22 protein-coding genes are annotated in these 26390 nt (G+C 60.9%); 8 read left to right on the top strand and 14 right to left on the bottom strand.

The features are described 5' to 3' along the window. Window positions 1-24 precede the first annotated feature (24 nt). The 9 genes from SYNCC9605_RS00865 to SYNCC9605_RS00825 all read right to left on the bottom strand — a co-directional run bounded on the left by SYNCC9605_RS00865 (window position 25) and on the right by SYNCC9605_RS00825 (window position 10819). On the bottom strand, window positions 25-879 hold the full coding sequence (locus SYNCC9605_RS00865; RefSeq protein WP_011363208.1) for a sulfotransferase: 855 nt from the start codon (window positions 877-879) through the stop codon (window positions 25-27). Beyond that, window positions 876-2000 carry a glycosyltransferase gene (locus SYNCC9605_RS00860; protein ID WP_011363207.1) on the bottom strand — a complete coding sequence of 375 codons (1125 nt, stop codon included), beginning with the start codon at window positions 1998-2000 and terminating at the stop codon, window positions 876-878. Before SYNCC9605_RS00860 ends, SYNCC9605_RS00865 begins: the two co-directional genes overlap by 4 nt. Next, entirely contained in the window at window positions 1997-3256 is a 1260-nt protein-coding gene (locus SYNCC9605_RS00855) for a glycosyltransferase (RefSeq protein ID WP_011363206.1), read from the bottom strand. The genes SYNCC9605_RS00860 and SYNCC9605_RS00855 overlap by 4 nt, the downstream gene beginning before the upstream one ends. Beyond that, window positions 3249-4403, bottom strand: coding sequence for a glycosyltransferase (locus tag SYNCC9605_RS00850; protein ID WP_011363205.1), 1155 nt, complete (start codon window positions 4401-4403; stop codon window positions 3249-3251). The genes SYNCC9605_RS00855 and SYNCC9605_RS00850 overlap by 8 nt, the downstream gene beginning before the upstream one ends. Further along, on the bottom strand, window positions 4400-6655 hold the full coding sequence (locus SYNCC9605_RS00845) for a glycosyltransferase (RefSeq protein WP_011363204.1): 2256 nt from the start codon (window positions 6653-6655) through the stop codon (window positions 4400-4402). Before SYNCC9605_RS00845 ends, SYNCC9605_RS00850 begins: the two co-directional genes overlap by 4 nt. Then, the gene (locus tag SYNCC9605_RS00840) at window positions 6655-8493 is read right to left on the bottom strand and encodes an ABC transporter ATP-binding protein (protein ID WP_011363203.1); all 1839 of its coding nucleotides are present in this window, start codon (window positions 8491-8493) and stop codon (window positions 6655-6657) included. The genes SYNCC9605_RS00845 and SYNCC9605_RS00840 overlap by 1 nt, the downstream gene beginning before the upstream one ends. Window positions 8494-8559: 66 nt before the next feature. After that, complete coding sequence (locus SYNCC9605_RS00835; RefSeq protein WP_011363202.1) at window positions 8560-9597, bottom strand: glycosyltransferase; 1038 nt, start codon at window positions 9595-9597, stop codon at window positions 8560-8562. A gap of 16 nt (window positions 9598-9613) precedes the next feature. Further along, on the bottom strand, window positions 9614-10327 hold the full coding sequence (locus tag SYNCC9605_RS00830) for a heme oxygenase (biliverdin-producing) (RefSeq protein WP_011363201.1): 714 nt from the start codon (window positions 10325-10327) through the stop codon (window positions 9614-9616). A 75-nt stretch (window positions 10328-10402) separates the two neighbouring features. Further along, complete coding sequence (locus tag SYNCC9605_RS00825) at window positions 10403-10819, bottom strand: hypothetical protein (protein WP_011363200.1); 417 nt, start codon at window positions 10817-10819, stop codon at window positions 10403-10405. A 104-nt stretch (window positions 10820-10923) separates the two neighbouring features. Here SYNCC9605_RS00825 and SYNCC9605_RS00820 point away from each other — a divergent pair, with 104 nt between their 5' ends. Then, on the top strand, window positions 10924-11679 hold the full coding sequence (locus SYNCC9605_RS00820; RefSeq protein ID WP_011363199.1) for a 5'-methylthioadenosine/adenosylhomocysteine nucleosidase: 756 nt from the start codon (window positions 10924-10926) through the stop codon (window positions 11677-11679). Then, on the top strand, window positions 11676-12884 hold the full coding sequence (locus tag SYNCC9605_RS00815) for a ChbG/HpnK family deacetylase (protein WP_257929992.1): 1209 nt from the start codon (window positions 11676-11678) through the stop codon (window positions 12882-12884). The genes SYNCC9605_RS00820 and SYNCC9605_RS00815 overlap by 4 nt, the downstream gene beginning before the upstream one ends. On the opposite strand, the gene SYNCC9605_RS00810 is transcribed toward SYNCC9605_RS00815, so the two are convergent. Beyond that, a complete protein-coding gene (locus SYNCC9605_RS00810; protein WP_011363197.1) occupies window positions 12867-13817 on the bottom strand; it encodes a glycosyltransferase family 2 protein in 951 nt (316 codons plus the stop codon). The genes SYNCC9605_RS00815 and SYNCC9605_RS00810 overlap by 18 nt on opposite strands. An 82-nt stretch (window positions 13818-13899) precedes the next feature. On the opposite strand from SYNCC9605_RS00810, the gene SYNCC9605_RS00805 reads away from it, so the two are divergent. The 3 genes from SYNCC9605_RS00805 to SYNCC9605_RS00795 all read left to right on the top strand — a co-directional run bounded on the left by SYNCC9605_RS00805 (window position 13900) and on the right by SYNCC9605_RS00795 (window position 17712). Then, a complete protein-coding gene (locus SYNCC9605_RS00805) occupies window positions 13900-15324 on the top strand; it encodes an NADP-dependent isocitrate dehydrogenase (protein ID WP_011363196.1) in 1425 nt (474 codons plus the stop codon). Between the two features lie 21 nt (window positions 15325-15345). Beyond that, window positions 15346-16068: a sulfotransferase family 2 domain-containing protein gene (locus tag SYNCC9605_RS00800; protein WP_011363195.1), complete on the top strand. Its 723-nt coding sequence runs from the start codon at window positions 15346-15348 to the stop codon at window positions 16066-16068. 267 nt (window positions 16069-16335) lie between these two features. Beyond that, window positions 16336-17712 (top strand): (Fe-S)-binding protein, encoded by a 1377-nt coding sequence (locus SYNCC9605_RS00795; protein WP_011363194.1) that lies wholly within the window; start codon window positions 16336-16338, stop codon window positions 17710-17712. Here SYNCC9605_RS00795 and SYNCC9605_RS00790 read toward each other — a convergent pair. Next, a complete protein-coding gene (locus tag SYNCC9605_RS00790; protein WP_011363193.1) occupies window positions 17611-18957 on the bottom strand; it encodes a four-carbon acid sugar kinase family protein in 1347 nt (448 codons plus the stop codon). The genes SYNCC9605_RS00795 and SYNCC9605_RS00790 overlap by 102 nt on opposite strands. 14 nt (window positions 18958-18971) lie before the next feature. On the opposite strand from SYNCC9605_RS00790, the gene SYNCC9605_RS00785 reads away from it, so the two are divergent. Continuing rightward, window positions 18972-20123, top strand: coding sequence for an FAD-binding oxidoreductase (locus SYNCC9605_RS00785; RefSeq protein ID WP_011363192.1), 1152 nt, complete (start codon window positions 18972-18974; stop codon window positions 20121-20123). Here the strand turns inward: SYNCC9605_RS00785 and SYNCC9605_RS00780 are convergent. Continuing rightward, window positions 20108-20962, bottom strand: a complete 855-nt coding sequence (locus SYNCC9605_RS00780; protein ID WP_011363191.1) for a galactose mutarotase — start codon at window positions 20960-20962, stop codon at window positions 20108-20110. The two genes, SYNCC9605_RS00785 and SYNCC9605_RS00780, sit on opposite strands and share 16 nt — an antisense overlap. Before the next feature lie 17 nt (window positions 20963-20979). Then, window positions 20980-21900, bottom strand: a complete 921-nt coding sequence (locus SYNCC9605_RS00775; protein ID WP_011363190.1) for an alpha/beta fold hydrolase — start codon at window positions 21898-21900, stop codon at window positions 20980-20982. 20 nt (window positions 21901-21920) lie between these two features. Between SYNCC9605_RS00775 and SYNCC9605_RS00770 the strand changes: the two genes are divergently transcribed. Beyond that, entirely contained in the window at window positions 21921-22271 is a 351-nt protein-coding gene (locus SYNCC9605_RS00770; protein WP_011363189.1) for a hypothetical protein, read from the top strand. A 2-nt stretch (window positions 22272-22273) separates the two neighbouring features. Here SYNCC9605_RS00770 and SYNCC9605_RS00765 read toward each other — a convergent pair whose 3' ends face one another. Continuing rightward, window positions 22274-23650: a cation:proton antiporter gene (locus SYNCC9605_RS00765; RefSeq protein ID WP_011363188.1), complete on the bottom strand. Its 1377-nt coding sequence runs from the start codon at window positions 23648-23650 to the stop codon at window positions 22274-22276. 212 nt (window positions 23651-23862) lie between these two features. Between SYNCC9605_RS00765 and SYNCC9605_RS00760 the strand changes: the two genes are divergently transcribed. Further along, entirely contained in the window at window positions 23863-26385 is a 2523-nt protein-coding gene (locus tag SYNCC9605_RS00760; RefSeq protein WP_011363187.1) for a glycogen/starch/alpha-glucan phosphorylase, read from the top strand. Window positions 26386-26390 lie beyond the last annotated feature (5 nt).

The raw sequence follows: 26390 nt of genomic DNA, 5'->3' as shown, positions 1-26390 counted from the left end.
GGCGACCCACCGCACAGCAGCCCGTCACAGCAAACCGTTGGAATACACAAGGCGGCGGTTCATGCGAGCCACGTTGGGCAAAAGCAAGCCGAGATGGGCAGCCGTGGGTGCCGGCGCTCCTAACCAAGCGCCGTCGTAGGCGATTGTTCGACTGCGCTCCGCATCAAAACGCACCCGATTGCCCGCAAGGATGTGGCTGCTGCTGTTCTGGCCGGGAGCCAGCATCGCCTCCTGAAAATCGATGGACAGCCAGGTGGAGAGCAACTCCAAACTGCGCTGGGGTTGAAGCGCAAATTCCTCATACCCCAGATGAAACACCGGGTAAGGAGACTGCCGGAAAGACCGTTCGAACTTGGCGTTGACACGCCACCAACGCGCCAGCTGACGCATGGCAGGCCAGCGCAGATCGGACTTGCGGCCGGCCCTGGCGCGGGAATGCACCCAGGAACGCACATCGCGCACGAGATGGATGATCCGGATGTCAAACATCGCCTCGGGCAACCGCGTCAACTCCAGATCGTCCTGGTACGAATCCACATGCCAGACGGCCCCGCCGTCGTGGGGGGAACCCTTCAGCAGCCGCAGCACTTTCTCCTGCATCGGCATTTGGTCGTGCAGGCGAAGCCACTCAAGCTGAGGGCCCCAGATGGGGCACTCCGCCGCAACGACCCCACAGGTGCAACGTCGCTCAAACCGATGGGCACCACGAAGTTGGCTGGGCCCGCGATGCTCATCCCCCGGCTTTGGCGTCGCCAGAATTCGTGCCGCTTCACCCAGGCCGATGATCTGTGGATGCGCCCCAAGGGCCAGATCCAGCATGGTTGTACCGCTGTGGCCGAGCCCCCGGATCAGCAGCAACTTCAGACGTTTGCTGCTCATGCTCTGTGCTCCACCAGATCGTTGAGCAGCATGGTGATCTGATCCACGTGGTGCTTCACGGTGAATCGTGCCTGGGTCCGACGTTGACCGGCAGCCCCCCAAGCAGCGGCAAGTCCCGGACGATCAGCCAGCAAGGCCATGGCCTCCGCCATCCCCCAACGGTCGCCTTCCTCCACCAGCCTTCCGGTCTGTTGATCCACAACCACATCTGGAATCCCGCCATGACGGGTCGCCACAACGGGCAGACCACAAAGCTGGGCTTCCATCACGGAGACAGGGCATCCCTCCTCATCACCATCTTCCGCTGTGCGGGAATGCTGCACAAACACCCGTGCACGCCTCATCTCCTGCACCACTGCATCCGGCGAAAGCACGCCTGGGAACTGAACAAGATGCTCAAGTCCCAGCTGGTGAGCCCTGTCCTGCACGACGGAAAGGAGAGGTCCATCACCCACCATCACCAGGCTGCAGGCATCAGCATGGTCCGTAAGGCCTTGCAGGAGAGCAAAAGCCTCCAGGGTGTCCAGCGGGCCTTTTTTGGCCACAAAGCGTCCCACCGCCAGAAACCGCGGAGGCATGGATGCGGGAGTGGCTCCCTGAAACCGCTGCTCATCGGCACCGGATGGACTGATCACGAGCTGTGCCGGCTGGGCTCCGAGGGAGATCAATCGGCTCCGCATCGTTTGGTTCTTGACGATCACAGCCGAGGTGAGCTGAAACAAACGGCGGTAGCGCGGCTCAAGGCGCTTCAAGTAGCGCTCCGCTGAGGCATCAGCGCCGCGAAAGTGAACCGCCAAGGGAACTCCCAGACGAGCCAGCTCCATCACCCTGACGGCATGGAAACCGAACTCCACCATCACCACATCCGGTCGGTGGCGTTTCACCAAAAGCATGGCCACGATTGAAGTGGGAAGTGTGGCCAGCCGAAGCCAGCCCAAGCGGGTGCAGACTTTGCTGGTCAGCACCGCCAGGCCATAGAGCGCTTTGAGGGGCTCGCGCCAAGGCATCTCATCCCCGAAACAGGCCTCCACCGCAAAGGGCAAGCGGGCCAGATTGGCGCGCACAAAGGTTTCCGTCCGCGCCCGCCGGGTCGGGGCCAATACCAGGACACGAGCGGTCATGACAACGCCAGGATCGACCGCCAGAGCGGTTCCAACTGGGGCCAATCCAACGCAACAATCCGTGCCTTGGCCGCTGCCCCCATCCGCCGGCAACGGTCTGGATCCGAAACCAGCGCCTGCATGGCTTCCGCTAGAGCGGCAGGATCATCGCTTGGAACGACCAATCCACTGATCCCGGGCTCAACCACCTCCAGAGGGCCAGGGGATGCGTCCGTCACGATCACAGCCAGACCGGCAGCCATGGCCTCCAGCAGAGCATTGGGCATGCCTTCAAAACGGGAGGGGAGCACAAACACGGCAGCTTCCGCCAGGAACTGATCTGGATCTGAGCGAAAGCCCAGGAAGCGCAGCCGACTGGAGACCCCCAGATCCTTGGCCTGTTGCTGCAACGCCTCACGCTCGGGCCCATCACCCACCAGGTTGACGGGCCATGCAGCTGCGGATCCGCTCAGCTTCGGCAGAGCAGCGACCAAGACATCCAGGCCTTTCTGGGGCACCAACCTGGCAACACTGATGAAGCCAGAGGCCCGCGATTGATCTACGCGAGCCGCAGCCTTGGAGGCGCCAGGCAACGGATTGGGCAGCAGGGCCAACCGCTCCCAGGCCCCCATGGAGTCCAAAGCCGAGAGAACGCCGGCTGTGTTGGCGGTCACCACATCGGCCCGGCGATAGGCAAGCGGCCGCAGGCGCTGCCACACCTCCGGCAGGAGCTGAAGCGAGGGGTCGTTGCGCTCCGACACAACAAGGTGAATCGGCAAGTCCCAAGCGGCACAACAACAGGTGATGTTGGTGCGGGTCAGCAGAGCCAAAACCCGATGGGGCCGCTGACGACGGAACTCCCGGCGTAACTGGCGCAAACGCAAGCCAGCCGTCGCCTCGGTGCCGACATGAAAGAGCCTCATAGCGAGCCCCAGCCCCTCGGGATGGATGCAGGTTTGGAACCAACCCTCGAACCAGCGCAACTGCAGCTGGAAGAACAGGCGGATGAGCTTGTCAAGCTGCGCCAGGGCGAAACGACCAGCGCGGGCCCACCAGGAGCGATGGGTCGGCGCCCCCAGTTCGAGCCAAGGAATCCCGTCGGGAAGGGTATGGGCCACAGGATGCCCCGGGATCAGCGTCACCAGCTTCACCTTCAAGCCCTGCGCCGCAAAATGACGGGCGGCAATCAAGGCCACTTTCTGAGCGCCCCCCGCTCCGAGATGTGGCAACACCAGCCAGAGATCATCACGGCCTTCAGCCAAAACTGATTCAGTCATCACCAACCAGCTGCAACACGCCGTGCATGAAACACCGGCGCAGGCGTTCCTCGGAAAAGCGTTGCCTCACCGCCAAAGCGGCATCCCCTAAGCGCAGGCGTTGGTCTGAGTCCTCTAGCAGCTCCGACACCAGATCAGCCCAGGTCTCCGGGGTGGCATCGTTCGCCAACAAACGACCGTCAACGCCATCGCGGATCAACTCGGCTGGGCCCTGGGGGCAGTCGGACGAGACGCAACAACAGCCGCTGGCCATGGCTTCGAGCAGCACGTTGGGAAAACCCTCGTAGCGAGAGGGGAGCAGGAACATATCGGCCCGCTCGTACCAATCCTGCACATTGCCCACCCGCCCCGGGAAGTGCAAGCGGTGGGATGCCTGCGGCAGCAATCGGCGCAACTGGGCCTGTTGGTCAACACCGTGATAAGGCCCCTGATCGAGGCCAAGGATCACCAGATGCGCGGCGGGATGCCGCTGCGCCAACAGACCAAACATGGCGACCAGGCGGTCAAAGCCCTTTTGATGGGATTTGGTTCCCACAGCCAGGAGCACTTGCTGGTCAGCCCCGACATTCCGGCGAACGAGCCAAGCGATGGGGTCGGGATCGGGCGCAAACCGGGGCAGAGGCCAGGCCACGGGGTTGGGCAGACAGAGTTGGGGACGCGCCTTCAAATGCTGGGCCAGCCAGCGCCCCGTGGCCTCGGTTTGGACAAGATGCAGCTGGGCCCATGGGTAGGTGAGCCGCCGCAGCAACCGCCAGGGCCAACTCGGTCGCTTCAAAGGGGGGAAGTTCCGTTCCGAGACGATGCATGGACAGGCCATGCCCCGCACCGCCAGCAGCAGTTTGATCGCCGGCAGGGTGGTCATGCCGACAACCAGATCAGGTTGATGGCGCTGCAACCATGCGCGCAACCGCAGCATGCGAAGGGGAAAACCAAAAGGCCCGAAGCGTCTTAACCAAATCGGATCTCCGGGTTCGACAGACCGTTGGACACCCGCCGGGAGGGGATAGAAATCGCGGGACGCACCATGACGGGTGAGCACCGTTGCCTGCCAGCCCGCTTCCACAAGCCAGCGTGCAAGCAGAAGAGTGACGCGCTCGGCTCCACCGGTCTTGAGGGAATCGATGTAGAGCACGACCCTTCGGGTCATGGCGTACTCGACGTTGCAGGGTGAGGCTCAAGAAAGCCCTCGAAGCAAGGCAAAACTCCCGGCAACCGCTCGGTCCGCCAGGCCTCGTTGACGATCTTGGCGCGGAACAGCAACAGCATCAGATCTTCGGTGGCCCGGCGCCTCGCAGCCACGTCAGCAAGGGCGGGGTCCATCAAAGCGACACGCTCCATCACCTGGACGGCGAAGGCACGATGGTCTTCCTGCACTTCGCGATCGTCATGCTCCTGTCGATGGGCATGGTCATGAACCGCTTGCAACGCCTGCCTCGCCTGCCAGTAGAGCGCGACATCCGCTGAAGCCCAGGCCTCAAGAGCATTGATCGCCAGCACGCGCATCAGATTCCGCGTGAGCCGAAAGGAGGTATCGGTTTCGATCATGGTGAGATCGAGGCGTGCACAGAACTGCAGCGCGCGCCGCCCGAGGCGAGCAGCACCGGGCCGATCCGCCAGGGTGAGCTGAAGCCGCAGCGCGGTGGCATAACAGGAAATCAGCAGCTTGGCGCGGTTGAAGCGATTCCCCTGGCGACACAAATGTGTGTTGGGATCGTTTTCCAGCCCTGTTGCCACAACGTCCAACGCTGCAAGCGAAGCACGCATCAGCTGGGGATCCTTGGCTTCAGCAGCGCGGTAAGCAGAGACGACCCTGCAGTAAGTGCGGTAGCTGAGGGGCAAGCGAGTGCTGGACCCGAGGGTCTCAAATAAGGCGATCTGCGCCTCCAGCGCCTTGGGCCTGGCGCCACGGCGGAACAACAGCTGGTGAAGGTGATCGGTGCGGCCGAGCTCCAACCAGGACCGCTCCATCAGCGCCAAGGCCTCGGCATACAGCCCTTTCTGGATTAGCCGGGGAATCTGTGCATCAAGCACCTGCGGCTCAATCGGATGGTGCCCGTCAATCCAGCCCAACAGCTGACGTCCGGCTTCACTGCGTCCACATCGGTTGCGCAACCGCACCGAGCGAAACAAGGCCGGCATCAACAGCCGCTGCAACGGCCAGGTTCGGGCTTGGGCCCGCAGCATCGAGCGACCACTTGAGGCCGCTTCCAACAATCCTTCCCGCTGCAGGTCAGCAAGCATCTTGCGGGTGCGGCTCTCATAAGTGTGTTCAGCGGCCAGCGCCAAGCGCTGCCGTATAGGTGGGCCGTCACCCGCCAATGCCGTCGCGATAGCGGCATCGAATGCCTCCGCATCCGGAGGGCAAAGCAACGCTCCAGCGGCGTAGGGGCGCAACGCCGGAATTCGGGTGGCCACAACGGGTGTTCCTGCTGCCAGGTATTCGAAGAATTTCATCGGGAACATGTGCTGCGTGTAGGTGTTCTCCTGCAGGGGCAGCAGAGCCACATCGGCGTGGGCGAGCCATGCCGGCAAATCGGCATAGGGCTGCAAACCCATGACGTACACATTCGGCAAGGCCTCAAGGGCCGTAATGCTTGTGTCCGGATCGGCCTCGCCAACAGGGCCCAGCAGAACGAACGACCACTCCGAACGTCGACGAGCGAGGGACGTCAGCATGGGTAAATCAAGCTTGTAGGCATCGATCGCGCCGACAAACATCAAGCGAGGCTTCGGGATGCCAGCCAGAGGCTCCGGGGCATAGGGCGCATCCAGGGCGGCAGCGAAATGGGCCTGATCGGCAACGTTGCCGTAGTGGAATGTGCAGGCATTCAGTCGCATCAACGACGCCTGAAGGTCAGGAGACGTGGTGAACACCACATTCACCGTGCGGCACAACTGGCGCTCGCTGTCAGCAATCAAGGTCGCGGGCATACCTGGCTGGGCATGAATGCGATCGACGCAGTGGTAGACAGCAGCGGAGAACATCGACGACGTCGAGGCTGTTGCGCGTCGTCTGAGGTTGAGATAACGACCGGTCAGCGGGTTGTACGTCCACAACAGTGGCGAGCGAAAACGCAGACTCCGGAGAACCCAGGCCAGAGCGCCGCTGAACAACATCCGGTTGATCCGCATCAACACCCCGCGTGTCCCACCGGGAATCACCATCGGCGACCAGATCCACAAGCCGGGCTCAACCTGGCGCGGAGGGCTGAACATCCGCCTCAGACGCTTGACGATCCGCTGCCTGTCCTGACGATCAGCACGCGGGGGACGCAAACCAAGAGACTCGATGTACAGCACGCGGTGGCCAGCCCGATACAGGGAAAGCGCGGTGTGCTGCTTGTTCGTCCACAAGGGATGGTCCCAGTCGGCCGTGGAAAGCAGAACGATATCTGGCATTAAGTGTTTTCGATGCGGTACATATCTCTGAACGTCTCTGACTTCTCGCAAAGAGAGAAAAAATCACCTTGAGCATGGATCCTGCCGTTTTCAATCTCAATAATCCGATCGCACTTTTTAACCGTTGACAAGCGATGGGCAATCACAATCGTTGTGCAACGACGCCCAACTAGATCCAAAGCCTGGAGCACATCATGCTCAGTTCTGTTGTCGAGTGCGCTTGTTGCTTCGTCCAAAACAAGAACTTTGGCGCCACGATAAAATGCGCGAGCGAGAGCAAGGCGCTGACGCTGCCCGCCAGATAATTTCACGCCATTCTCACCAATCATGGTGTAAAGGCCATAAGGCATTTGAGCAACAACATCATCAAACTGAGCCGTTTTCAACGCCGACCAAATATCTTCATCATCGATCGAATCGTTATCCAATCCAAAAGCAACGTTATCGCGAATACTTCCATCAAAAAGACGAATGTCTTGAGGGACCAAAGCGCAATTGGCTTGCCATGCTGGCAAATCTTGCGGACTCACAGGAATACCGTCCAACATGAGCTCACCAGAGGACGGCTGCAGCAAACCCAAAAGCAGATGGGCAATTGTGGTTTTTCCGCTTCCGGTGCGCCCCACAAGAGCAAAGCGCGATCCAATCGGAATGGAAATATTAATTGAATCGAGAATTAATTTGTCGCTGCGGCGGTAGGAAAAACTGGCATCCTTCAACTGGATGAGACGACGGGGCATCAACCCTTCCGGGGTTGGCACACCTGGAGAAGCCAGAAGAAGCCGTTCGGGCTTTAAATCCAACAAATCAAGTGCATCTTTAATCTCCGGGAGACCACCTCGCAAACGGTTCAGACTGCGAAATGTGTTCTGAAGCGGTCCAGAAATTTTCAACAGCGTGAACATGATTGCGAATAAATCAGGTATCGCATTACGCACATCACTCGAATCTCCGCTCAAAACAGCAGGAGCCAAGCCGATTAAAAATAAAATGGAAATTCCGGCAGGCTCAATCACAAAGCGCGGCACATCAGGGAGCAGTCGCGTTAATCGGTCATACCGTTTTGCAATAACGCCATCGGAAGAAAAACGAGTTACAAAATATTTATCGGCGGAGTAAAGATGCACATCACGAATGGATCGCAACGACTCCATCAGCAAAAGGTTGATACGGCGGCCATAACGGACACGCTGCTTGGTCGCCAACCTCATGTAGGGAGTAATGACCACTGAGGCAACGGCATAGGCCATAAGCATCAGCGCGAAAATGGCCAAGGCCTGATAGCCAAGAACAAAAACAACTCCAATCAGCAACGACGTCACCGACAAAGCATTGCCAGCAATCGCAATCAAAGGAATGACAACTTTTGTTGAAACACTATTCAGAATTCGATTAAATTTTTCAGAAAGATTTGCGGTGCGATTTTCAATAAAAAATTCATATCGCTGACAAAGAACATTTTTATAAACTTGATTAACAAGATCATTCCATATCTCCGCACTCAACAAACTTTGCATCAAAGACACAGAAAAACGCACAAAAGATGTGAGCCAAAAAGAGGCAATTAACAATGCCAATAACCATCCAGTTTGATCTAAAATTCCACCCCCAAAGACCCAAATCCCAGGCAAACGGTCTGCAAGCTTTGCCCCTGAAAAAAGGCCCACAAATCGAGCCAAAAAGGCAATCAGAAGAAGATCAAGAATGCCTTGAAAAAACGAAGCAAGAAGAACGAACCCGACCAACCGCTTCCGCCTCGCCGGCAACTTGCCCAGCAGCGCAGAGATATCTTTCCAGGTCTGACTCTGCAGCGAAAATCTTGGAAACTGGCGGCTCATCTTCCCCAAGCCAGAACCGACGTATCAACCTGTTATCTGAACGTACGCGTTGAAGATCAGGCTGAACTATCTGCAAGGCCAGCCGGGCAACCGATTGACCACTCGCTGCAGCCGAGCAAACAGCTGCTGCAGTCGTAACTGCCACGTGGGAGGAGTGCTGAGGGGTGGACCTGAAACAGCCTTGAGAGCATCCAGCTGAGCGAAAGCGTCGTGCCAGCGCTCCAACAGCGCAGCTTCCGAACACTCCCGCAGGAGTGCCTCCAAACGATCGCGGGAGGGCCGCCAGGGCTGAGGAGATGCTGCAGCAGCCTGTATCCGCCCAACGTCGAAAAGCAGCCGCCCACAACCGATCTGATGCAGGGTGTGGCCGGGGTCGCCGTAGTCGGCCAGGGCATGATTCAGGCTGCTGAACACAACGCAGCCGCAGGCCAGCGCCTCCAGCGGTGGCAACCCAAAACCCTCGGTCACGCCGCGGCCGCGCCAATACTCTGCAGAGTCGTAGAGGTAGACCGTGGAGCGGTTGAACAGATCGACCAGGTCATCCACCCAGCCGGTCTGAACCTCCACCACAAGGCCCGCCTGGCGCAGCGCCGGCACCAGCTGATGCAACACATAGGGGCTGCTTTTACGAGCCTGCACCAGCACATCGATCGGTCGACGCTGGCCTGTCAAACGGTCGCCACGATCAAGCCAAACCTGGTCCAAGGCATTCGGAACCAGAAACAAGGGATTGCGGGGAGCCTGATGCCCCCAATAGCCCAAGGTGTTCCGACTGACGGCCAACACAGGAACCCCCGGCGGCAAACGAAATCCGTACTGACTGCTGTGGGCGTGATACACAACCCTGCGACCGCTCAAGCGCCTGATCAAGCCAGGAACATCAAAGCCCCAACTCACCACCCAGAGAACCTGAGCATCAGGGGGCTCATTGCGAAGACAGTCATCCAGATACGGATGATCAGGTGATCGCTCGCGATAAGTGACCAGTTCTGTTGGGCAGAGATTCGCCACCAGGCGGGCGGTCTGCTGTTCAACGCTTAGTCCGCCACACCGGAACCGGGAACCTGTGCCGGGAACCAGAAAGCGGACAAGCGCAGGGGCCACAGATTTAGGCAGCGAATCAGGCCGCAACCGCCTCCGTGCTGCCGGCCCGCTGACGGCGGGTGAGGAAACCAAACAGCACCTTGCCGATGGCGGCCACCAGGTTGCCCTCCAGCTCTTTGAACATGTTCATATTCAGGTGGAAGGCGTGATTGGCCTCCTCAACGATGCGATCGGCCATGGCCTGGTCGATCGGCAGCGTGTCCATCGCAAAGCGATAGGTCGTCTTGAACGCCTTCTCATCGGCGATGTCGTCAAAGACGTAAAAGCGCAGGCCGTCATCCCCATCCATGTTCATCGCTTTCTGGGCAATGTTCTTGAGGATCTGTCCACCAGAGAGATCACCGAGATAGCGGGTGTAGTGATGACCCACCAACAACTCGGGAGAGTCCTTGGCCACAGCGTGAATGCGCTCGACGTAGGCCGCTGCTGAAGGAGAGGGCTGGATGTTGTCCTGCCAGCTGTCACCGAAGTAATAGGTGAGGTCTTGCTCAAGAGCCTCACGGCGGTTCAGCTGGGCCATGGCGACAGGAGCAACCACGGGATGATCCGTCAGCTTGCTGATCTCGTCCTCCATGGCGGAGTAAACGAAATAGAGATCAGCCACAAGCTTGCGGTAGCTGGCCTTATCAACGACTCCCTTCAGAAAGCAGCTCACGAAGCCGGTGTTCTCAGCCATGGTGTGCGACTTTTTCGTGCCTTCCCGGAGCTGGGCAGCAAGGGCGACAGACATGATTGCTTTTGATTGGTCCGATAGAAGGACCCTATAAGCAGTCCACGCAAGGGTGGTCACGAGCGTTGCGAAGGGTTACGCCGCTGGTTCGGACGAAGCATTCCGATCAAACAGTTCGAACAGCTCGCGACAAATCTGCTGAAGCTGCTTCACCTGCTGCTGCTGAGGCAGGTGGGGGCCTTCCGGCAACCATTCACCAACAGTGGCGAGGCGCCAGCGTTCGCCGTCGTAGGTCATGCCCCGCATCAGCACCCCCAACAGGCGCAGCTGGTCGTCACCACGGTCCGTGCTGATGCGCAATTGCATCAGCAAACTGCGGCATTCCAGCCGTGGACTCCAGCCAGGGAAGTGAAACGAGAGGTCCAGCGATTCCGTCTCAGTCCACTGTCGGGTCTGCGGGTCGTCCCGCCAGGGGCTGAGGTTGGCCTGTGCAGCGGGAAATTGGAGGCGCACAAGCGTGATTGTGGATGCAAGCGCTCGCATCCGGGCCATGCTGTGCACCGATTCGCCCGCGTTCACTGCAACCTCGTCATTCCGCACAGTGTGGAGGGAGATGCAAGAGGTCGCCGTTACGGTTGCGCGAGGTTCACGAAACCATGACGCAACCGCTGCACCTGGCCCTGCTGGGCGCCATGCCGGAGGAGATCGGCTCTGATCTCAGCCACCTGAAGGATCTGAGCTGCAGCGACCACGGCGATCTGAGAATCCACAGGGGATCATGGGGCGACGAGGTGCGCCTGAGCCTGGCCTGGAGCGGCTGGGGGAAGGTGAGCGCTGCGCGGGCCGCCACTCGCCTGCTCGCCAGCGATCCCAGCATCGATCTGCTGCTGTTCACTGGCGTTGCGGGCGCTGCGGATCCGGCCCTGAGTCAATGGGATGTTGTGTTGGCTGATGCCGTGGTGCAGCACGACATGGATGCCCGGCCCCTGTTCCCACGGTTCACACTGCCAGCACTAAACCAGGACCGGCTCCAACCGCAGCCGCCTTGGTTCGACTGGGCCAAGACCGCTCTGATTGAGGCCCACAATGAAGGCGACCTGAAGGGATTCGCACGGCCCAGCAGCGGTCTGATCGCCACGGGGGATCGCTTCATCGGAGATCCAGCGGTGCTGCAGGCGCTGCGGGATGCCCTGCCCGACCTGCAGGCCGTTGAGATGGAAGGCGCTGCTGTCGCGCAGGTGGCCGAGCAGGAGGGTGTGCCTTGGCTGGTGCTGCGGGTAATTTCCGATGGTGCCGACGAAACGGCAGCCCAAAGCTTCGAAGACTTCGTCAAGCGCTACGAACAGCAGGCCTGGCGGCTGATTGAGGCCCTGCTGCAACGCTGCAATGACGCACCTCGAAGGTGCGCATGATGCCTGTGCTGAACCGCATGCTGCGCTACGGCCTGGTGGGTGGCACTGCCGCAGCCGTCCACATCGGCGTACTGCTGCTGCTGGGCCAGTGGATGAGCCTGAGCCTGGCCAATCCCATTGCCTTTCTGGCCGCCTCCGTCGCGGGATATCTCGGCCATGCACTGCTGACGTTCCGAGAAGAGACCGGCGGACGCCAGTTCGCCCGTCGCTGGCTGCTGCTGCAATACGTGGTCAACATCAGTGTCTGTGCCCTGCTGCCACTGCTCCAGGCCCCGACCCTGGTGCTGGTGTTCACACCCACGCTGCTCAACGCCCTGATCTGGAGCCGAGCGGCTCGCTTCAGTGCTCAGGCCCGCCAGCACCAGCAGGGGCATCCACCGCTGCTCCATGCCGACGACCTCGGCCTGGCGGAGGGCGTCGATGCGGCCATCCTCGATCTGGCCCAAAGCAGGCGGCTTCAGGGGGCCAGTCTTCTGGTGAATGGTCCCAGTGCGACCGCCGCCATGCAGGCGTGGCATGACCTTGCCGACCCACCACCGCTCAGCCTGCATGTCTGTCTCACCGAGGGGTATCGCCTACCAAACTGCCCAGAGATCCCAACCGGATTCGGGACCTTGCTGCTGGCCTCCCTCCTGCCATGGCAACGGCGGCGCATCGCCCCCCAGTTGCACACGGTTTTGCTGCAGCAAATCAGCCGCTACCGCCAGCTCACGGGGCTGCAACACATCCGGCTCGATGGCCACCAACACATCCATTTGGTTCCGCTTGTGCTGGATGCGGTGCTGGATCTGGCCAGCGACGAATCAATCACCTGGGTGCGTACGACGCGAGAGCCCCTGCCGGAAGGCCTGCCATTGAGGCTCTGGTGGCGCAGCCTGCAGAGCGTAGGTCTGCTCAAGTGGCTGGTTCTGCAACTGCTGAGCGGGCTGGCCATCCCGCGCCTGCGCCGGGCCGGACTTCAAACCAACCGGCGCTTCGCCGGAGTGCTGTTCAGTGGATCAATGTTCGGAACTGCCTTTCGCCGCTGCTGGGAAACGGCCTACAGCTCAATCACTGAGGAGCGTGCTGCGCAGCCGGTTGTTCTGATCCACCCAGCCCTCCCCAATGCTGCGTCGGGAATGGATCAGGCGGCGTTTCAGCAGTCTGTGGCTTTTTTCAGTTCCACCAACCGCCAGAAAGAGTGGAGCTCAGCGCAACAGCTTTGAGCCCTGATGCACAGCTCTAACGAAATAGTGCGGACGCTGTTTCACATCGATGTAGATCCGACCGATGTACTCGCCCAGCACGCCGATGCCAATCAGCTGTATTCCCCCAAGGAACAGAACAGCCACGATCAGTGAGGCGTAGCCCGGCAGGTCAATACCGAAGACCAAGGTACGCAACACGATCAGGGCGGCATAGACAAAGCTCAGGAATGAAATCAGCACACCGATCACGCCCCACACCTTCAGGGGCTTGACCGTGAAAGAAAAAATGCCGTCTAGGGCATAGCGCCAGAGCTTGAGGGAACTCCAAGAGGTGGTGCCACCGACGCGGGCCACCCGGCTGTATGCGATCTCCTCGCTGCGGTAACCGGTCCAGGGCATCAAGCCTTTGGAGAAGCGCGTGGCCTCACGCAACTGGGTCACCGCCTCCACCACTGGAGCACTCAAGAGCCGAAAGTCGCCAGCCCCTTCCTGAAGCTGGATCGAATCGACCAAGCGGTTGAACACCCGATAGAACCAAGATGCCGTGGCCACCTTGACGAGCCCTTCGGCATCGCGGTCGTCCCTCACCGCGGTCACCACCTCAGCCCCGTTTCGCCAGGCCTGGACCATGGCGGGAATCCGCTCCGGCGGGTGCTGCAGGTCGGAATCGATCAGCACCGCAGCGGCACAGCGGCCATTGGCGTAGTCCAACCCCGCCAGCATCGCGGCCTCCTTGCCGAAGTTGCGGGTGAGCTCCAACAGCGTGACGGCAGGATTGGCATGGCTCTGCTGCCAGGCACGGATCACAGCAACCGTGGCATCGGAGGAACCGTCATCAATCAGCAGCAGATGGTCCACCTCCGGCAAGGCCAACACACGCTCAATGAAGGCGCTGATCACCTCGGCTTCGTTGAAGCAGGCCGCCACCACCCATACCTGCTCGCTAGCCATCAATGCGCGGTCTGCACTATTTGGAACCGTAGGGCTCCCGGCTCAGTCATAGGCTCGGCCTGCTGACGCCCGACCAACCGCCATGGCCCAGTTCGAGAAGCTCACCGCCCCCAGCCAGGGCACACCAATCCGCTTCGAGAACGGCCAACCCGTGGTGGCCGACAACCCGATCATCCCCTTCATCCGGGGTGATGGAACCGGCGTGGACATCTGGCCCGCCACCCAGAAGGTGTTGGATGCGGCTGTGGCCAAGGCCTACGGCGGCAGCAAGAGCATCGAATGGTTCAAGGTGTATGCCGGCGATGAGGCCTGCGACCTCTACGGCACCTACCAGTACCTGCCGGAGGACACGCTCGAGGCGATCCGCGCCTACGGCGTTGCCATTAAAGGCCCCCTCACCACTCCGGTGGGTGGCGGCATCCGGTCGCTGAACGTGGCCCTGCGCCAGATCTTTGATCTGTATTCCTGCGTGCGCCCCTGCCGTTACTACGAGGGCACTCCAAGCCCCCACAAGCGTCCCCAGGATCTGGACGTGATCGTCTACCGGGAGAACACCGAAGACATCTACATGGGGGTGGAATGGGAGGCAGATGATGCCGTCGGCCAGGCACTGCGGAAGCATCTCAACGAGGTGGTCATCCCCGCCAACGGCAAGCTGGGCAAGCGTCAGATTCCCGAGGGTTCCGGCATCGGCATCAAGCCGGTGAGCAAAGCCGGCAGCCAGCGCCACATCCGCAAGGCGATTCAGCACGCCCTGCGTCTTCAGGGCGACAAGCGCCACGTGACCCTGGTGCACAAGGGCAACATCATGAAATTCACGGAAGGAGCCTTCCGCGACTGGGGCTACGAGCTGGCCACCACAGAATTCCGCGACGTGTGCATCACCGAGCGGGAAAGCTGGATTCTCTGCAACCTCGAAAAGGATCCCAACCTCAGCGTTCAGGCCAACGCCCGAATGATCGAGCCCGGTTACGACAGCCTGACCCCGGAGAAAAAGGCTGAAATTGATGCAGAGGTGCAGGCGGTGATCGACGCCATCGGCAGCAGCCACGGTGGCGGCAAGTGGAAGGAGATGGTGCTGGTGGATGACCGCATCGCCGACAGCATTTTCCAGCAGATCCAGACCCGCCCTCAGGAGTATTCGATCCTCGCCACGCTCAATCTCAACGGCGACTACATCTCCGATGCCGCCGCTGCGATGGTCGGTGGCCTAGGCATGGCCCCCGGTGCCAACATCGGCGAGAACGCCGCCATCTTCGAAGCCACCCACGGCACAGCCCCGAAACACGCCGGCCTCGACCGGATCAACCCAGGTTCAGTGATCCTCAGCGGCGTGATGATGCTGGAGTTCCTCGGCTGGCAGGAAGCTGCTGATCTGGTGACCACGGGCCTCAGTGCCGCCATCGCGGACAAGCAGGTCACCTACGACCTGGCCCGACTAATGGAGCCCCAAGTGGATCCGGTGAGCTGCAGCGGTTTCGCCGAAGCAGTCATCGCCCGTTTCTGAACACTCAACAGCAGGTCGTCCGTGATCATCAATCACTCGAAGAAATTCATATTTTTTGCCAACCGAAAAACAGCTTCAACATCGACGGCGATTACGCTCTCGAGCAGCTGCAATAAAAAAGACGTCATAACGCCCTTAGGACGAGACGAAAGAATTCGCCGAGAACTTGGCTATCAAGGGCCAATTAACTTTATTCCCTGGTGGAACATACCGAAATACCTAGCAATCGAAGCCAAAAGCAAGGCCTTTAAACAAAGCGCCAATCGCGAGCTCAAAACGATTGGACTACATACGCACATTGAGGCCAAGACCGCTTTAGAAAGAAAGTATATTAGCGCTTCTAATTTTGATAGCTATTTCAGCTTTTGCTTTATTCGAAACCCATGGGATCACGCTATTTCGAAATTTTTTGAGCTCAAAAAAAGTGAACATTTCCAATCCCTAGATTTAGATACTTTTATCCACGGTGGCAGGCTTGAAAATTTTGCGACATCCTGCAGATCAACTCACAGCAGTCAAGGGAAGATGCTCGTCAAAAAACTCTATAAGTATGAACATTTGCAGGAGACAATTCAAAATCTTTTCAAGGAGCTAGACCTTACCGGCAACCCGCAACTACCTCGAGCGAAATCCACCTTGCGCACCGACAAAAGGCATTACAGAGATATGCTCAGCCCTGGCCAAGCGAAAACAATCGAAGATATTTTTGCCCAAGAAATTGAATGGGGTCAATACCAATTCTGAATGATCAACCGCGATAGTCTTTGGCAAATCCGTCAGAATCTATCTTGCATCCTGCAAACAACAAAATCCATTCGCGAATTCTCTTGATTCACAACCCAACACCTACTGAGAGGCTTAAACGCTCAAATCACTCATGATCTGCCACCAAGACGTCAGGATTCATGGTCCAAATCAATGACACCAGGCCCAACGTTCCAGTGCAGCGTTAATCAACAAAAAACCAGCTGATCGCTGCGATCGACTTGCGTCAGGAGACAGAATTGGTAGATGGGCATCGAATCCGGCTCCTCATCTCCAACCCAGCTCCCCGGACTCCCCGCCGGCGCAGCAGATCCCTGCGTGCACTGTGGCTTCTGCCTTCCCACTTGTGCCAGCTATCGCGTACTGGCCAGTGAGATGGACTCTCCCCGCGGCCGCATCCATGCGCTGCGGGCGATCGAAGCCGGGGAGCTGGACTTTGGTGCCACGGTCGCCAGCCATTTCGACACCTGCCTGGGCTGTTATGCCTGTGTTTCCGCCTGTCCTTCGGGAGTCCGCTACGACCAGCTGATCGAAGCCACACGGCCCAAGCTGAATCAGGCCAATCAGCGCAGCAGTTGGCAAACCAGCTTCCGCAAGCTGCTGCTGCAGGTGCTGCCCTACCCCAAGCGCATGCGGGCCCTGCTGCAGCCCTTGAGGGCCTACGCCGGCACACCACTGCAACAGCTGGCCCGCCGGTCTGGGCTCACCCGTCTGTTCGGACCGGAAATCGAAGCGATGGAGCAGCTGCTGCCGCCCCTGGTGCCGGAGAGCTTTACTGACCAACTGCCCCAGATCAATCCCGCCAGCGGTGATCGGCGCGGCCGCGTGGCGCTGTTGCTGGGCTGCGTGCAGCGCTGCTTCGATCCCAGCGTCAGCAGCGCAACGGTGAAAGTGCTGCAGGCCAACGGATTTGAGGTGGTGATTCCGCCTGACCAGGGCTGCTGCGGTGCGGTGAGCCACCACCAGGGGGAGCTGGAGCTCACCCGCCAGCTGGCGAGGGATTTGGTGAGCAGCATGAACGCGATCCAAGGAGAGCTGGATGCCGTGCTGGTGGCAGCCTCCGGCTGTGGCCACACGATGAAGGCCTACGGAGAGCTGCTGAACGGCGAAGTTGCATTCAGGGCCCTGGTGCTGGACGTGCAGGAATTCCTGGCAGACCGCGGCCTTCTGGAGACGTTCCGGGCCCAACTGCAACCGCTTCCCGGCGGCGTGGCCATGCATGACGCCTGCCACATGATTCACGGCCAGGGGATCCAGGCCCAGCCCCGCCAACTGCTGCGCGCCATCCCTGGCATCCAGCTGCGGGAAGCAACCGAGGCAGGGGTGTGCTGCGGCAGTGCCGGCATCTACAACCTGGTGCAACCGGAGGAAGCCGCCGAACTGGGCCGGATCAAGGCCGACGACCTCAGCGGCACAGGCGCTGAATGGGTGGCCAGCGCCAACATCGGTTGCACCCTGCAATTGCGGCGCCATCTGGGGGATCGGGCCCAGGTGCAGCACCCAATGGAACTGCTGGCTGCCTCAGCCGGCCTGCATCCGCTGCCAGGCGTCCAGCAGCGTGCCGGCACCACCGAGATTGCCGGGGAACGTGAGGATCGGCAGTCCGCTGCAGGATCCCGCTGACGGACGCACGAGCGACAGACCCGGCAGCAGCTGGCCTTCCAGCTGCACCGACTCGAGGGCCAGTCCCCGTGCCAATAGCGTCTGGGTGGTGATGCCGCCTTTGCTGATCAGATAGCCCAGATCAGGAGCGAGAGCTGCCGCCAGTCGCCCCATCAACTCCGCCAAAGCGCAGGACAAGCGCCGGCCCTCGTTCTCTGAAGCGCAACGCAGCTCACCGCGGCTGGTGAACAGCACCGGCGTCAGGCCTTGATCAAGCAGCGCCCGCAGCTGCTGCAGCCAGACCCGCTCCAGATCCGCCAGCAGCAGATCAGGTGTCGGCCCCTCCAGAACCCGGGCGATGCGCGGCACCGGCAGCTCAACCCCATGACACCCCGGTTCCGCCAGCAGCAGCTCCAGCTGCTGATCCGCCAAGGGCACATGGGAGCCCACCATCACCAGGCCCGGCAGAGGCGTTCCATCGACAGCCGGGAGCCGCAACCCCGCCAACCCCTCAGGATCAAGCGGCGGCGGACCGGGATCCGCCAGGGCCTTCACCATGCTGGCGGCGGAGCGAAACAGGAAGTGTTTCTGCCCTTGAAGGCCGCGCACCGCTGCAGCCAGAGCAGTGAGCTGCTCCTGCCGCTCGGCATCCACCACCACAGATGCATTGCCCTGGAGAGAACGCAGTCGATCGATCAACAGCGGCAAACCAGCCCCACAGCCGGCATCGAGCTCACGGCCACTGATGCGCTGCACCGAAGCCGCGGCAATGGCCCCGTCACTTTTCTCCTGCAGCCAGTGGGCCAAATCACTGCTGTTGAAGCCAAACAGCCGGTCCTGGGCAAACGGCGTGGTGTGCACCGGTTCCCCGTGGAGGAGATGCACCCCATTCACGGTGGTGCGCCCCCCCTCCAAGAACGCCGGCACATGAAAGGTGGCATCAAAGGGACCAAAAGCCGCCTGCAAGACCTCCGGCTCCAGCACCCCGTGGCCACGCAAAGTCGAATCGCCACGACTCACAAGCAGCACCTGATCACGGGCCAATCCCTCCCGTTGCAGCGCCTGATCCAAAGCCGCCGCAATGCCGCGGTTGCGTTCCGCTGCAGCCATGGGCGTTAGCGCCCGGGTGTCGGCCAGCAGAAACAACAGCGGCGACGCATGGCGCAGTCCCTGGCGCAGGGTGTCGACATCCCAGCGCAGCAGCAGCGGACAGCTGTGCACCGTCTGCGAGCCGGTGGGATCGTCGTCAATGACCACAACCTTCATGGCACCATCGTGCCGTGAGCCATTCCCCCGCCAGCCGCAGCGCTCTGATCGACCTGGTGCACCAGTGGCATCAGAGCGGCACCCCCTGGAGTCCCAGTGGCCTGGGAACACGCCTGGACTGGGGCCCAACGCTGGGTCCATGCCATGAGGTGCTCTCCTGCCGTCAGCTCAACCGGGTGATCGACCATGCCGTGGACGATCTGACGATCACCGTGGAAGCCGGTCTGCCGCTTCAGGACTTGCAGGATCTGCTGGCGCAACAGGGCCAATGGCTGCCGATTGACTGGCCCCGAGCCGGCGCTCCCGGCAGCATCGGCGGCCTGGTGGCCCGGGGTCTGGCCGGCGGGCTGCGTCACCGCCATCTGGGGGTGCGGGATCAGATCATCGGCATCGGCCTTTTGCGGGCGGATGGCACCGAAGCCCACGCCGGTGGACGGGTGGTGAAGAACGTGGCGGGCTACGACCTGATGCGGCTGCTCTGCGGCAGTTGGGGCAGCCTGGCGCTGATCACCGAACTCACCCTGCGGCTGCAACCGCTGCGCCCCGCCCGGAGCAGCCTGATCGTGAACGGCGAGCTGGCGGCTCAGGAAGCCTTCCGCAGCGAACTGCTGCGCTCCAGCCTCACACCGGAACGCTGTGACTGGATCAACAACGGCGACGGCGCCTGGCGGCTGCGACTGGTGGTGAGCAGCGTCTCGGAGCAGGCGGTGGAGGAGCAGTTCAACAGCCTCGAGACGTTGGCGCGGAACCAGCAACTCAACGCCGAACGCCAGCCCTGCGCCGATGCCCTGACCACGCCCCTCGATGCCAGCCCCTCCGCGCAACTGGTGCGGCTGGTGCTGCCGCCAGCCCAGATGCAACGGTTGCTGCGGGATGAAGCCATGAAGGCTCTGAAGACGTGGTACTGGGAGCTGGCCGCCGGAGCCGGCTGTGGCGATGGCTGGTGCGCTGTCGCAACGGCAGATCACCAACTGGAAGCGTTGCGCCGCAGCGTGATCCGCCTTGGCGGCGAAATGACGCTGTTGAAACGAGCAGCCGGATCAACTGTGCCGGCCTGGCTTGACCGTCCCTCCCGTCCGCTAATCGAAGCGGTGAAACGCCAGTTCGACCCCAAACTGCAGCTCAGCCGCGGCCGGCTGCCGGGGGTGAATCAAGAGACGCTGTAGCGACAGGCAAGGGTCTGCTTCGCGCCGGGCTCGAGCACCAGCTTGCGATCACCGCTAACCAGCGCCTGCCGGGGCCCTGTCCAGGGCTCCAGACAAACCATCGGCCGCGGGGGCTCGGTCCAGACCACGCTGAGATCCAGCGGCGACTGATGCTGCAGCTCGAGCTTCACCCCAGTGGCGTCGTCGATCAGCGTGACCGGTCCCGCAGGCCGGCAGAGGAAATCCACCCCCTCGGGCAACCGCCTGAGCTGATCGGCGGTGGCGGCCTCCGCCATCTCCAGATGGTTGAGGCAGCGCTCCGCCAGCCCCATGAGCCTGGTCTGGGCCAGATCGCTCACGTTGAAGTAGGGGTGCAAACCAAAACTAAAGGGCATGGCAGCAGCACCACAGTTGTGCACCGTGGTGGAGATCTCCAACGCAGAAGCAACCGGGCGCAGCTCCATCTCCAAACGGAACGGGAAGGGATAGGCCTTCAGCGTTGCGTCAGTGCTGGAGAGGCTGAGGCGCACGCCGCTCTGATCGTCAAGCAACTGAAGCTGCCAGGGCAAATCCCGCGCGAAGCCGTGCTGCTTGAGGGGGTAATCAACCCCATCCACGGAGAGCACGTCGCCGGGGAGATTGCCGCAGATCGGAAACAACACCGGGATCCCGCCGCGAATGCTTTTGCTGGGATCGGCGTAGCGGTCCTTATCGAAATACAGGATCTCCCGTCCTCCGCAAACCCAGCCGCTCACCAAACCACCCCGCTCAGGGATGATCCGCAACCGATCACCACTGCTGGGATGCAGGAAGTCCCAGTGGGCGTAGGGGGCCGACTGCTGGGTGAGGGTCATGGGCATCCGCCGATGCGGGGTGTCTAATTCACTCCCTTAGCCAGCAGATCAGGATTTGTCGGTGCCGCAGCCGACTTGAGGCCCTCCAGCCATTGCAGCAACGCCGCATTCACCTGATCCGGCACTTCATCGTGGGGGCAGTGCCCTGCCTCAAGCACCACCTCAGTGGTGGCCTCTGGAGCATGGCGCTGGAAGGTGGAGCGGCGACCGGGGGCATTGATCCAGGGATCACGAATGCCCCAGAGCAATAACAGCGGCGCCGTCAGTTCCGCGAAGAGCTCGTCGAGGGGCTGACCGCGGGGAATATCGAAGACGGTGCGAAACACCCCAAAGGCACCAGGGTCAAGGGAGGGGCGCCGGATCGACTCCACCAGCCAGTCGTCGACATTGGTTTTATCCACATACACCTGGTTCAGGGTGCGGCGAATCGTGGCGGGCCGGCGCAGGTTCTCAAACAACAGACGCTGCAGCACCGGACTTTTCAGCAAGGCCGTGCCAATGCTCTGGCGGGCGATGGCGCCCCAGCCTTGCGGCGGTTTCTGCTCATCACTGAAGGGACCGGCGGCATTGAGCAGCACAACCCCCGCACAGTCCGATCCCAAGGCAGCTCCAGCTGCAAGGGCCGCAAACCCTCCCAGGGAATTGCCTGCGATCACCGTCGGACGCCCGATCCGCTCGCGCACGTAGGCCACCAGCTGATCACGCCACAAAGCACCGCCGTAATTCAGCCCCGCCGGCTTGGCACTCCTGCCGAAGCCGAGCAGATCGATCGCATGCACGGCATGGGTCTCGGCCAACACGGGAATGTTGTGGCGCCAATGATCGGTGGATGCCCCAAAACCGTGGACCAACAGAAGGGCAGGGCGATCAGCACTTTCGTGCTCAGGATGCTGCTGCACCGTGTACACGGCGTGGCCGAGATAGCTCCAGGTGACGCGATCCACAGCCGGCTGCGAGGGACGCGATGCTAAGCAGCACTGAAGCGGCCTGGATGCTGAACTACGAGGTGATGGGCGGACCGCTGGCGGACCCCTCCGTCTGGCGCGGAGCTTTGCTCTGGGCCATCGCTCTTTACGTGCCGCTTAGCGCACCGCTCAGCACGTTGGAATCCAGCCTTGAGGAGAGTGGGCTACCGGAATCGGTGCGTCAACCGGCCCTGGTGATTAGCAGCTTGCTGCTCGCCTTGGCCACCGGCGTGGTGACCCAGCTTGGATTCAGCTGGGCCTTGGGACCAGGCTGGGCCTCCAGCCTTGGCGTTGTGGCCGTGGGCTGGAGTGTGCTGCTCATCCTTGCCAATGCAGGCAAAACCGATTGATTTCAGGAGGCACCCGCCAGAGGATCGGCTGCCAATTCCTCAGGCACTTGATCGCCATCCTCAGGCGGCTTGCCCTTCAACACCAAGCGCAGCAAAACCGGTGCCAGGAACGTGGTGCCGATCACCATCAGCAGAATCGCCGCTTCCAGGCCTGGGCTGAGCAACTTGGCAGCAGTCCCAAGGCCCAAAAAGATCAGGCCCACCTCTCCACGGGGCAGCATGCCAAGCCCCACCACCAGGTGGTTGGTTTTCTGCTTGCCGAACACGGCCCAGCCAGCGACCACTTTGCCGATGATGGCCACAATGAACATGAAGCCAGCGATCACCAGCGCTGAACGAGCTTCAGGATCGGACGGGTTGATCACCGAAAGATCCATGCCGGCGCCCACAAGCACGAAGAACACCGTTGCGAACAAGCCGACGATCGGCATGACAGCTGCCTGAATTTCATGGCGATGCCTTGAAGTGCTGGCGATCAGACCAGCTGCGAAGGCACCCAAGGCAGCCTCAAGACCGATCGCCGTGGCGATGAAGCAGCTGGCTCCCAGTAACAGGTAGGAGCCGACAAGCTTTGCGCCCGGCGCTTTGAGCTGGTCGATCATCCAGTCGAAGGCTGGAGCTGCTTTGCGGCTCAGCACAAGAGCAACCACCACAAACAGCACGGCAGCCACCACGAGCTGAACAATTGGAGCGATTTCAAGGCTGCCACCTGCCGCTAGGGAGACGACCACCGCCAGGATCACGATGCCAAGGATGTCGTCGAGGACAGCGGCGCCGATCACGATCTGGCCCTCACGGGTGCGCAGATAACCCAGCTCACCAAACACGCTGGCGGTAATACCGATGCTGGTGGCCGTCATCGAAGCGCCAGCAAAGATGGCCTGAATTGGATCCACATGGAACAGAGCCATCAGGCCGAAGGTTCCGAGGGCGAACGGAAGTACAACCCCCACCACAGCAACCGAGAAGGCCTGGGCGCCGACAGCCATCAACTCATCGAGCTCGCTCTCCAGACCGGTAAGGAAGAGCAGGGAATAGAGGCCGAGGTTGGAAACAGATCGAAGCGAACCGAAGCTTTCGTTGTAAATCAGCCCAATTTCCTCCGGGGGAACATGAGCCAGCCCTCCCAGGACGTTGGAGAAGGCACCACTCAGTTGCACCTGGGTTTCCGGTGGCACCAGCAGATGCAACCCGGAAGCGCCAATGATGACGCCGGCTAGCAGCTCACCAAGAATTGTCGGCAGTTCGAACCGAACAAGGATTTCAGCCAGGGTCCGGGCTGCGATGAAGATCAGCACGAACCTGAGAACACCGATCAACGTTTCGGCAACCTCGAAGTCATGGCTGCTGATTTCGCTCAGCAGGGTGGGCAGCAGCATCAAGCCGGGCTCGTTTCACGCCGAACCTTAATGGTCATTCCGCCGGTGAACTGTTCGCTGGATGAGCCGAATTAACTGGAGATGCTGTAGAAGCTCGATTTTTTGCGGGCAGCCCCAGTTGTGATGGCTACGGTCCAGATAATTCATTGAGTTGGGCTCCGAGCACCCTTGGCCTGACGGTGATTCCACGCTCCATGGCTCGCTGAACCCCCATGACCACCTCCCAACCCTTCGATCTGCGTCTGCCGACGCCCGGTTGTTACAACGACCCTGAGCGCGCCGGCCTCGATGCCAAGAGCGTGTTCGACGGCATGACCGAGCACCTGTTCTTCACGCTCGGGAAGCTGGCACCAACCGCCAGTCGCCACGACCTCTACATGGCCCTGAGCTATGCGGTGCGTGATCGCCTGATGATGCGGTACCTGGCCACCACCGAAGCGATGCGGGCCCACCCGCAGAAATCGGTGGCTTACCTCTCAGCGGAATTCCTGATCGGTCCGCAACTCAACAGCAATCTGCTGAACCTAGGGATCCAGAAAGAGGCCGAAGAGGCACTGAAGAATTTCGGCATTGATTCGCTGCAGCAGATCCTGGATGTGGAGGAGGAACCAGGGCTGGGCAACGGCGGTCTCGGTCGTCTGGCGGCTTGCTACATGGAGTCGCTGGCGAGTCTGAAAATTCCAGCCACCGGCTACGGCATCCGTTACGAGTTCGGCATCTTCGACCAGCTGATCCGCGATGGCTGGCAGGTGGAGATCACCGACAAGTGGCTGAAGGGCGGCTGGCCCTGGGAGCTGCCCCAGCCCGACGAGGCCTGCTTCGTGGGCTTCGGTGGCCGCACCGAGAGCTACATCGACGACAAGGGCAACTACCGCTCCCGCTGGATCCCAGCGGAACACGCCATCGGCATCCCCCATGACGTGCCCGTGCTGGGCTATCGGGTCAACATCTGCGACCGGCTGCGGCTGTGGCGTGCCGATGCCACCGAAAGCTTCGACTTCTATGCCTTCAACATTGGCGACTACTACGGCGCCGTTGAAGAAAAGGTGGGCAGCGAAACCCTCTCTAAGGTGCTTTATCCCAACGACGGCACCGACGAAGGCCGGCGCCTGCGACTGAAGCAACAGCACTTCTTCGTCAGCTGCTCGCTTCAGGACATGCTCCGCAGCCTCGACAACCGGGGGCTGGCAGTTGAGGATTTCCCCAACTACTGGACCGTTCAGCTCAACGACACCCACCCAGCCATCGCCGTTGCTGAGTTGATGCGTCTCCTGATTGACGATCGGCATCTGGAGTGGGATCGGGCATGGGACATCACCTCTCGCTCCGTGGCCTACACCAACCACACCCTCCTGCCCGAGGCGCTGGAGAAGTGGGACCTCGACCTGTTCGGAAGCCTGCTTCCCCGCCATCTAGAGCTGATTTACGAGATCAACCGGCGTTTCCTGCAGCAGGTGCGGCTGCGTTATCCCGGCAACGATGCCATTCAGCGCAAGCTCTCGATCATCGATGAAGAGGGCAGCAAAGCCGTGCGCATGGCCCACCTGGCCACCATCGGCGCCCACCATGTGAACGGTGTGGCGGCACTTCACTCCGATCTGGTGAAAACAGACCTGCTGCCGGAGTTCGCAGCGCTCTGGCCGGAGAAATTCACCAATGTCACCAATGGCGTCACCCCACGGCGCTGGGTTGCTCTGGCCAACCCCGAGATGTCCGCCTTACTCGATGAGCACGTGGGGCCCGACTGGATCTCCAACATGGAGAGCCTGCGCAAGCTGGAAGAGCGGCAAAACGATCAGGGCTTCCTGGAGCTCTGGGGCAACACAAAACTGTCGGTGAAGCGCAAGCTGGCCGCCTACATCCACCGCAACACCGGCGTGCTGGTGGACCCCTCCAGCTTGTTCGACGTGCAGGTGAAGCGCATCCACGAATACAAGCGCCAACACCTCAACGCCCTGCAGGTGATCACCCAATACCTGCGGATCAAGAACGGCCAGACCGATGGCATGGCGCCCCGCACCGTGATCTTCGGCGGCAAGGCCGCTCCGGGCTACTACATGGCGAAGTTGATCATCCGCTTCATCAACGGCATTGCCGACACCATCAATGCCGATCCCGATATGGATGGCCTGCTGCGGGTGGTGTTCCTGCCGGATTACAACGTGAAGCTGGGCGAGCAGGTCTACCCCGCTTCGGATTTGTCCGAACAGATCTCCACCGCCGGCAAGGAAGCCTCCGGCACCGGCAACATGAAGTTCGCTATGAATGGTGCCCTCACCATCGGCACCCTTGACGGGGCCAATGTGGAGATTCGGGAGCTTGTCGGTGCCCAGAACTTCTTCCTGTTCGGCAAAACCGTGGAAGAGATTACGACCCTGAAACAAAGCGGCTATCGCCCGAGTGAAGTAGTCGCTGCGCTGCCTGAACTGCAGGAAGCCCTGCGGTTGATCGAGATGGGCCACTTCAGCAACGGCGACGGTGAACTGTTCCGCCCTCTGCTCGACAACCTCACTGGGAACGACCCCTTCTATGTGATGGCCGATTACGCCGACTACCTGCGGGCTCAGGAGGCCGTGAGCCATGCCTGGAGCGATCGGATGCACTGGAATCGAATGTCGCTGCTGAACACGGCCCGTACCGGGTTCTTCTCCTCAGACCGTTCGATTAGCGAGTACTGCAACAACATCTGGGCCGTGGATCCACTCAACGTGGAGATCACCTGCGACGTGCGCTGAAACCA

This window comes from Synechococcus sp. CC9605 (assembly GCF_000012625.1).
In the GTDB taxonomy this organism is placed as follows: Bacteria; Cyanobacteriota; Cyanobacteriia; order PCC-6307; family Cyanobiaceae; genus Parasynechococcus.
Note: the sequence above shows the minus strand (reverse complement) of the source record. Positions and strands in the feature narration are given on the sequence as shown.

Excerpts from the sequence above, each read along its gene's own strand:
- SYNCC9605_RS00865 (WP_011363208.1), bottom strand. The coding sequence starts at position 879 with ATGAGCAGCAAACGTCTGAAGTTGCTGCTGATCCGGGGGCTCGGCCAC.
- SYNCC9605_RS00860 (WP_011363207.1), bottom strand. The coding sequence starts at position 2,000 with ATGACCGCTCGTGTCCTGGTATTGGCCCCGACCCGGCGGGCGCGGACG.
- SYNCC9605_RS00855 (WP_011363206.1), bottom strand. The coding sequence starts at position 3,256 with ATGACTGAATCAGTTTTGGCTGAAGGCCGTGATGATCTCTGGCTGGTG.
- SYNCC9605_RS00850 (WP_011363205.1), bottom strand. The coding sequence starts at position 4,403 with ATGACCCGAAGGGTCGTGCTCTACATCGATTCCCTCAAGACCGGTGGA.
- SYNCC9605_RS00845 (WP_011363204.1), bottom strand. The coding sequence starts at position 6,655 with ATGCCAGATATCGTTCTGCTTTCCACGGCCGACTGGGACCATCCCTTG.
- SYNCC9605_RS00840 (WP_011363203.1), bottom strand. The coding sequence starts at position 8,493 with ATGAGCCGCCAGTTTCCAAGATTTTCGCTGCAGAGTCAGACCTGGAAA.
- SYNCC9605_RS00830 (WP_011363201.1), bottom strand. The coding sequence starts at position 10,327 with ATGTCTGTCGCCCTTGCTGCCCAGCTCCGGGAAGGCACGAAAAAGTCG.
- SYNCC9605_RS00825 (WP_011363200.1), bottom strand. The coding sequence starts at position 10,819 with ATGGCCCGGATGCGAGCGCTTGCATCCACAATCACGCTTGTGCGCCTC.
- SYNCC9605_RS00820 (WP_011363199.1), top strand. The coding sequence starts at position 10,924 with ATGACGCAACCGCTGCACCTGGCCCTGCTGGGCGCCATGCCGGAGGAG.
- SYNCC9605_RS00815 (WP_257929992.1), top strand. The coding sequence starts at position 11,676 with ATGATGCCTGTGCTGAACCGCATGCTGCGCTACGGCCTGGTGGGTGGC.
- SYNCC9605_RS00810 (WP_011363197.1), bottom strand. The coding sequence starts at position 13,817 with ATGGCTAGCGAGCAGGTATGGGTGGTGGCGGCCTGCTTCAACGAAGCC.
- SYNCC9605_RS00805 (WP_011363196.1), top strand. The coding sequence starts at position 13,900 with ATGGCCCAGTTCGAGAAGCTCACCGCCCCCAGCCAGGGCACACCAATC.
- SYNCC9605_RS00795 (WP_011363194.1), top strand. The coding sequence starts at position 16,336 with ATGGGCATCGAATCCGGCTCCTCATCTCCAACCCAGCTCCCCGGACTC.
- SYNCC9605_RS00790 (WP_011363193.1), bottom strand. The coding sequence starts at position 18,957 with ATGAAGGTTGTGGTCATTGACGACGATCCCACCGGCTCGCAGACGGTG.
- SYNCC9605_RS00780 (WP_011363191.1), bottom strand. The coding sequence starts at position 20,962 with ATGCCCATGACCCTCACCCAGCAGTCGGCCCCCTACGCCCACTGGGAC.
- SYNCC9605_RS00770 (WP_011363189.1), top strand. The coding sequence starts at position 21,921 with ATGCTAAGCAGCACTGAAGCGGCCTGGATGCTGAACTACGAGGTGATG.
- SYNCC9605_RS00765 (WP_011363188.1), bottom strand. The coding sequence starts at position 23,650 with ATGCTGCTGCCCACCCTGCTGAGCGAAATCAGCAGCCATGACTTCGAG.
- SYNCC9605_RS00760 (WP_011363187.1), top strand. The coding sequence starts at position 23,863 with ATGACCACCTCCCAACCCTTCGATCTGCGTCTGCCGACGCCCGGTTGT.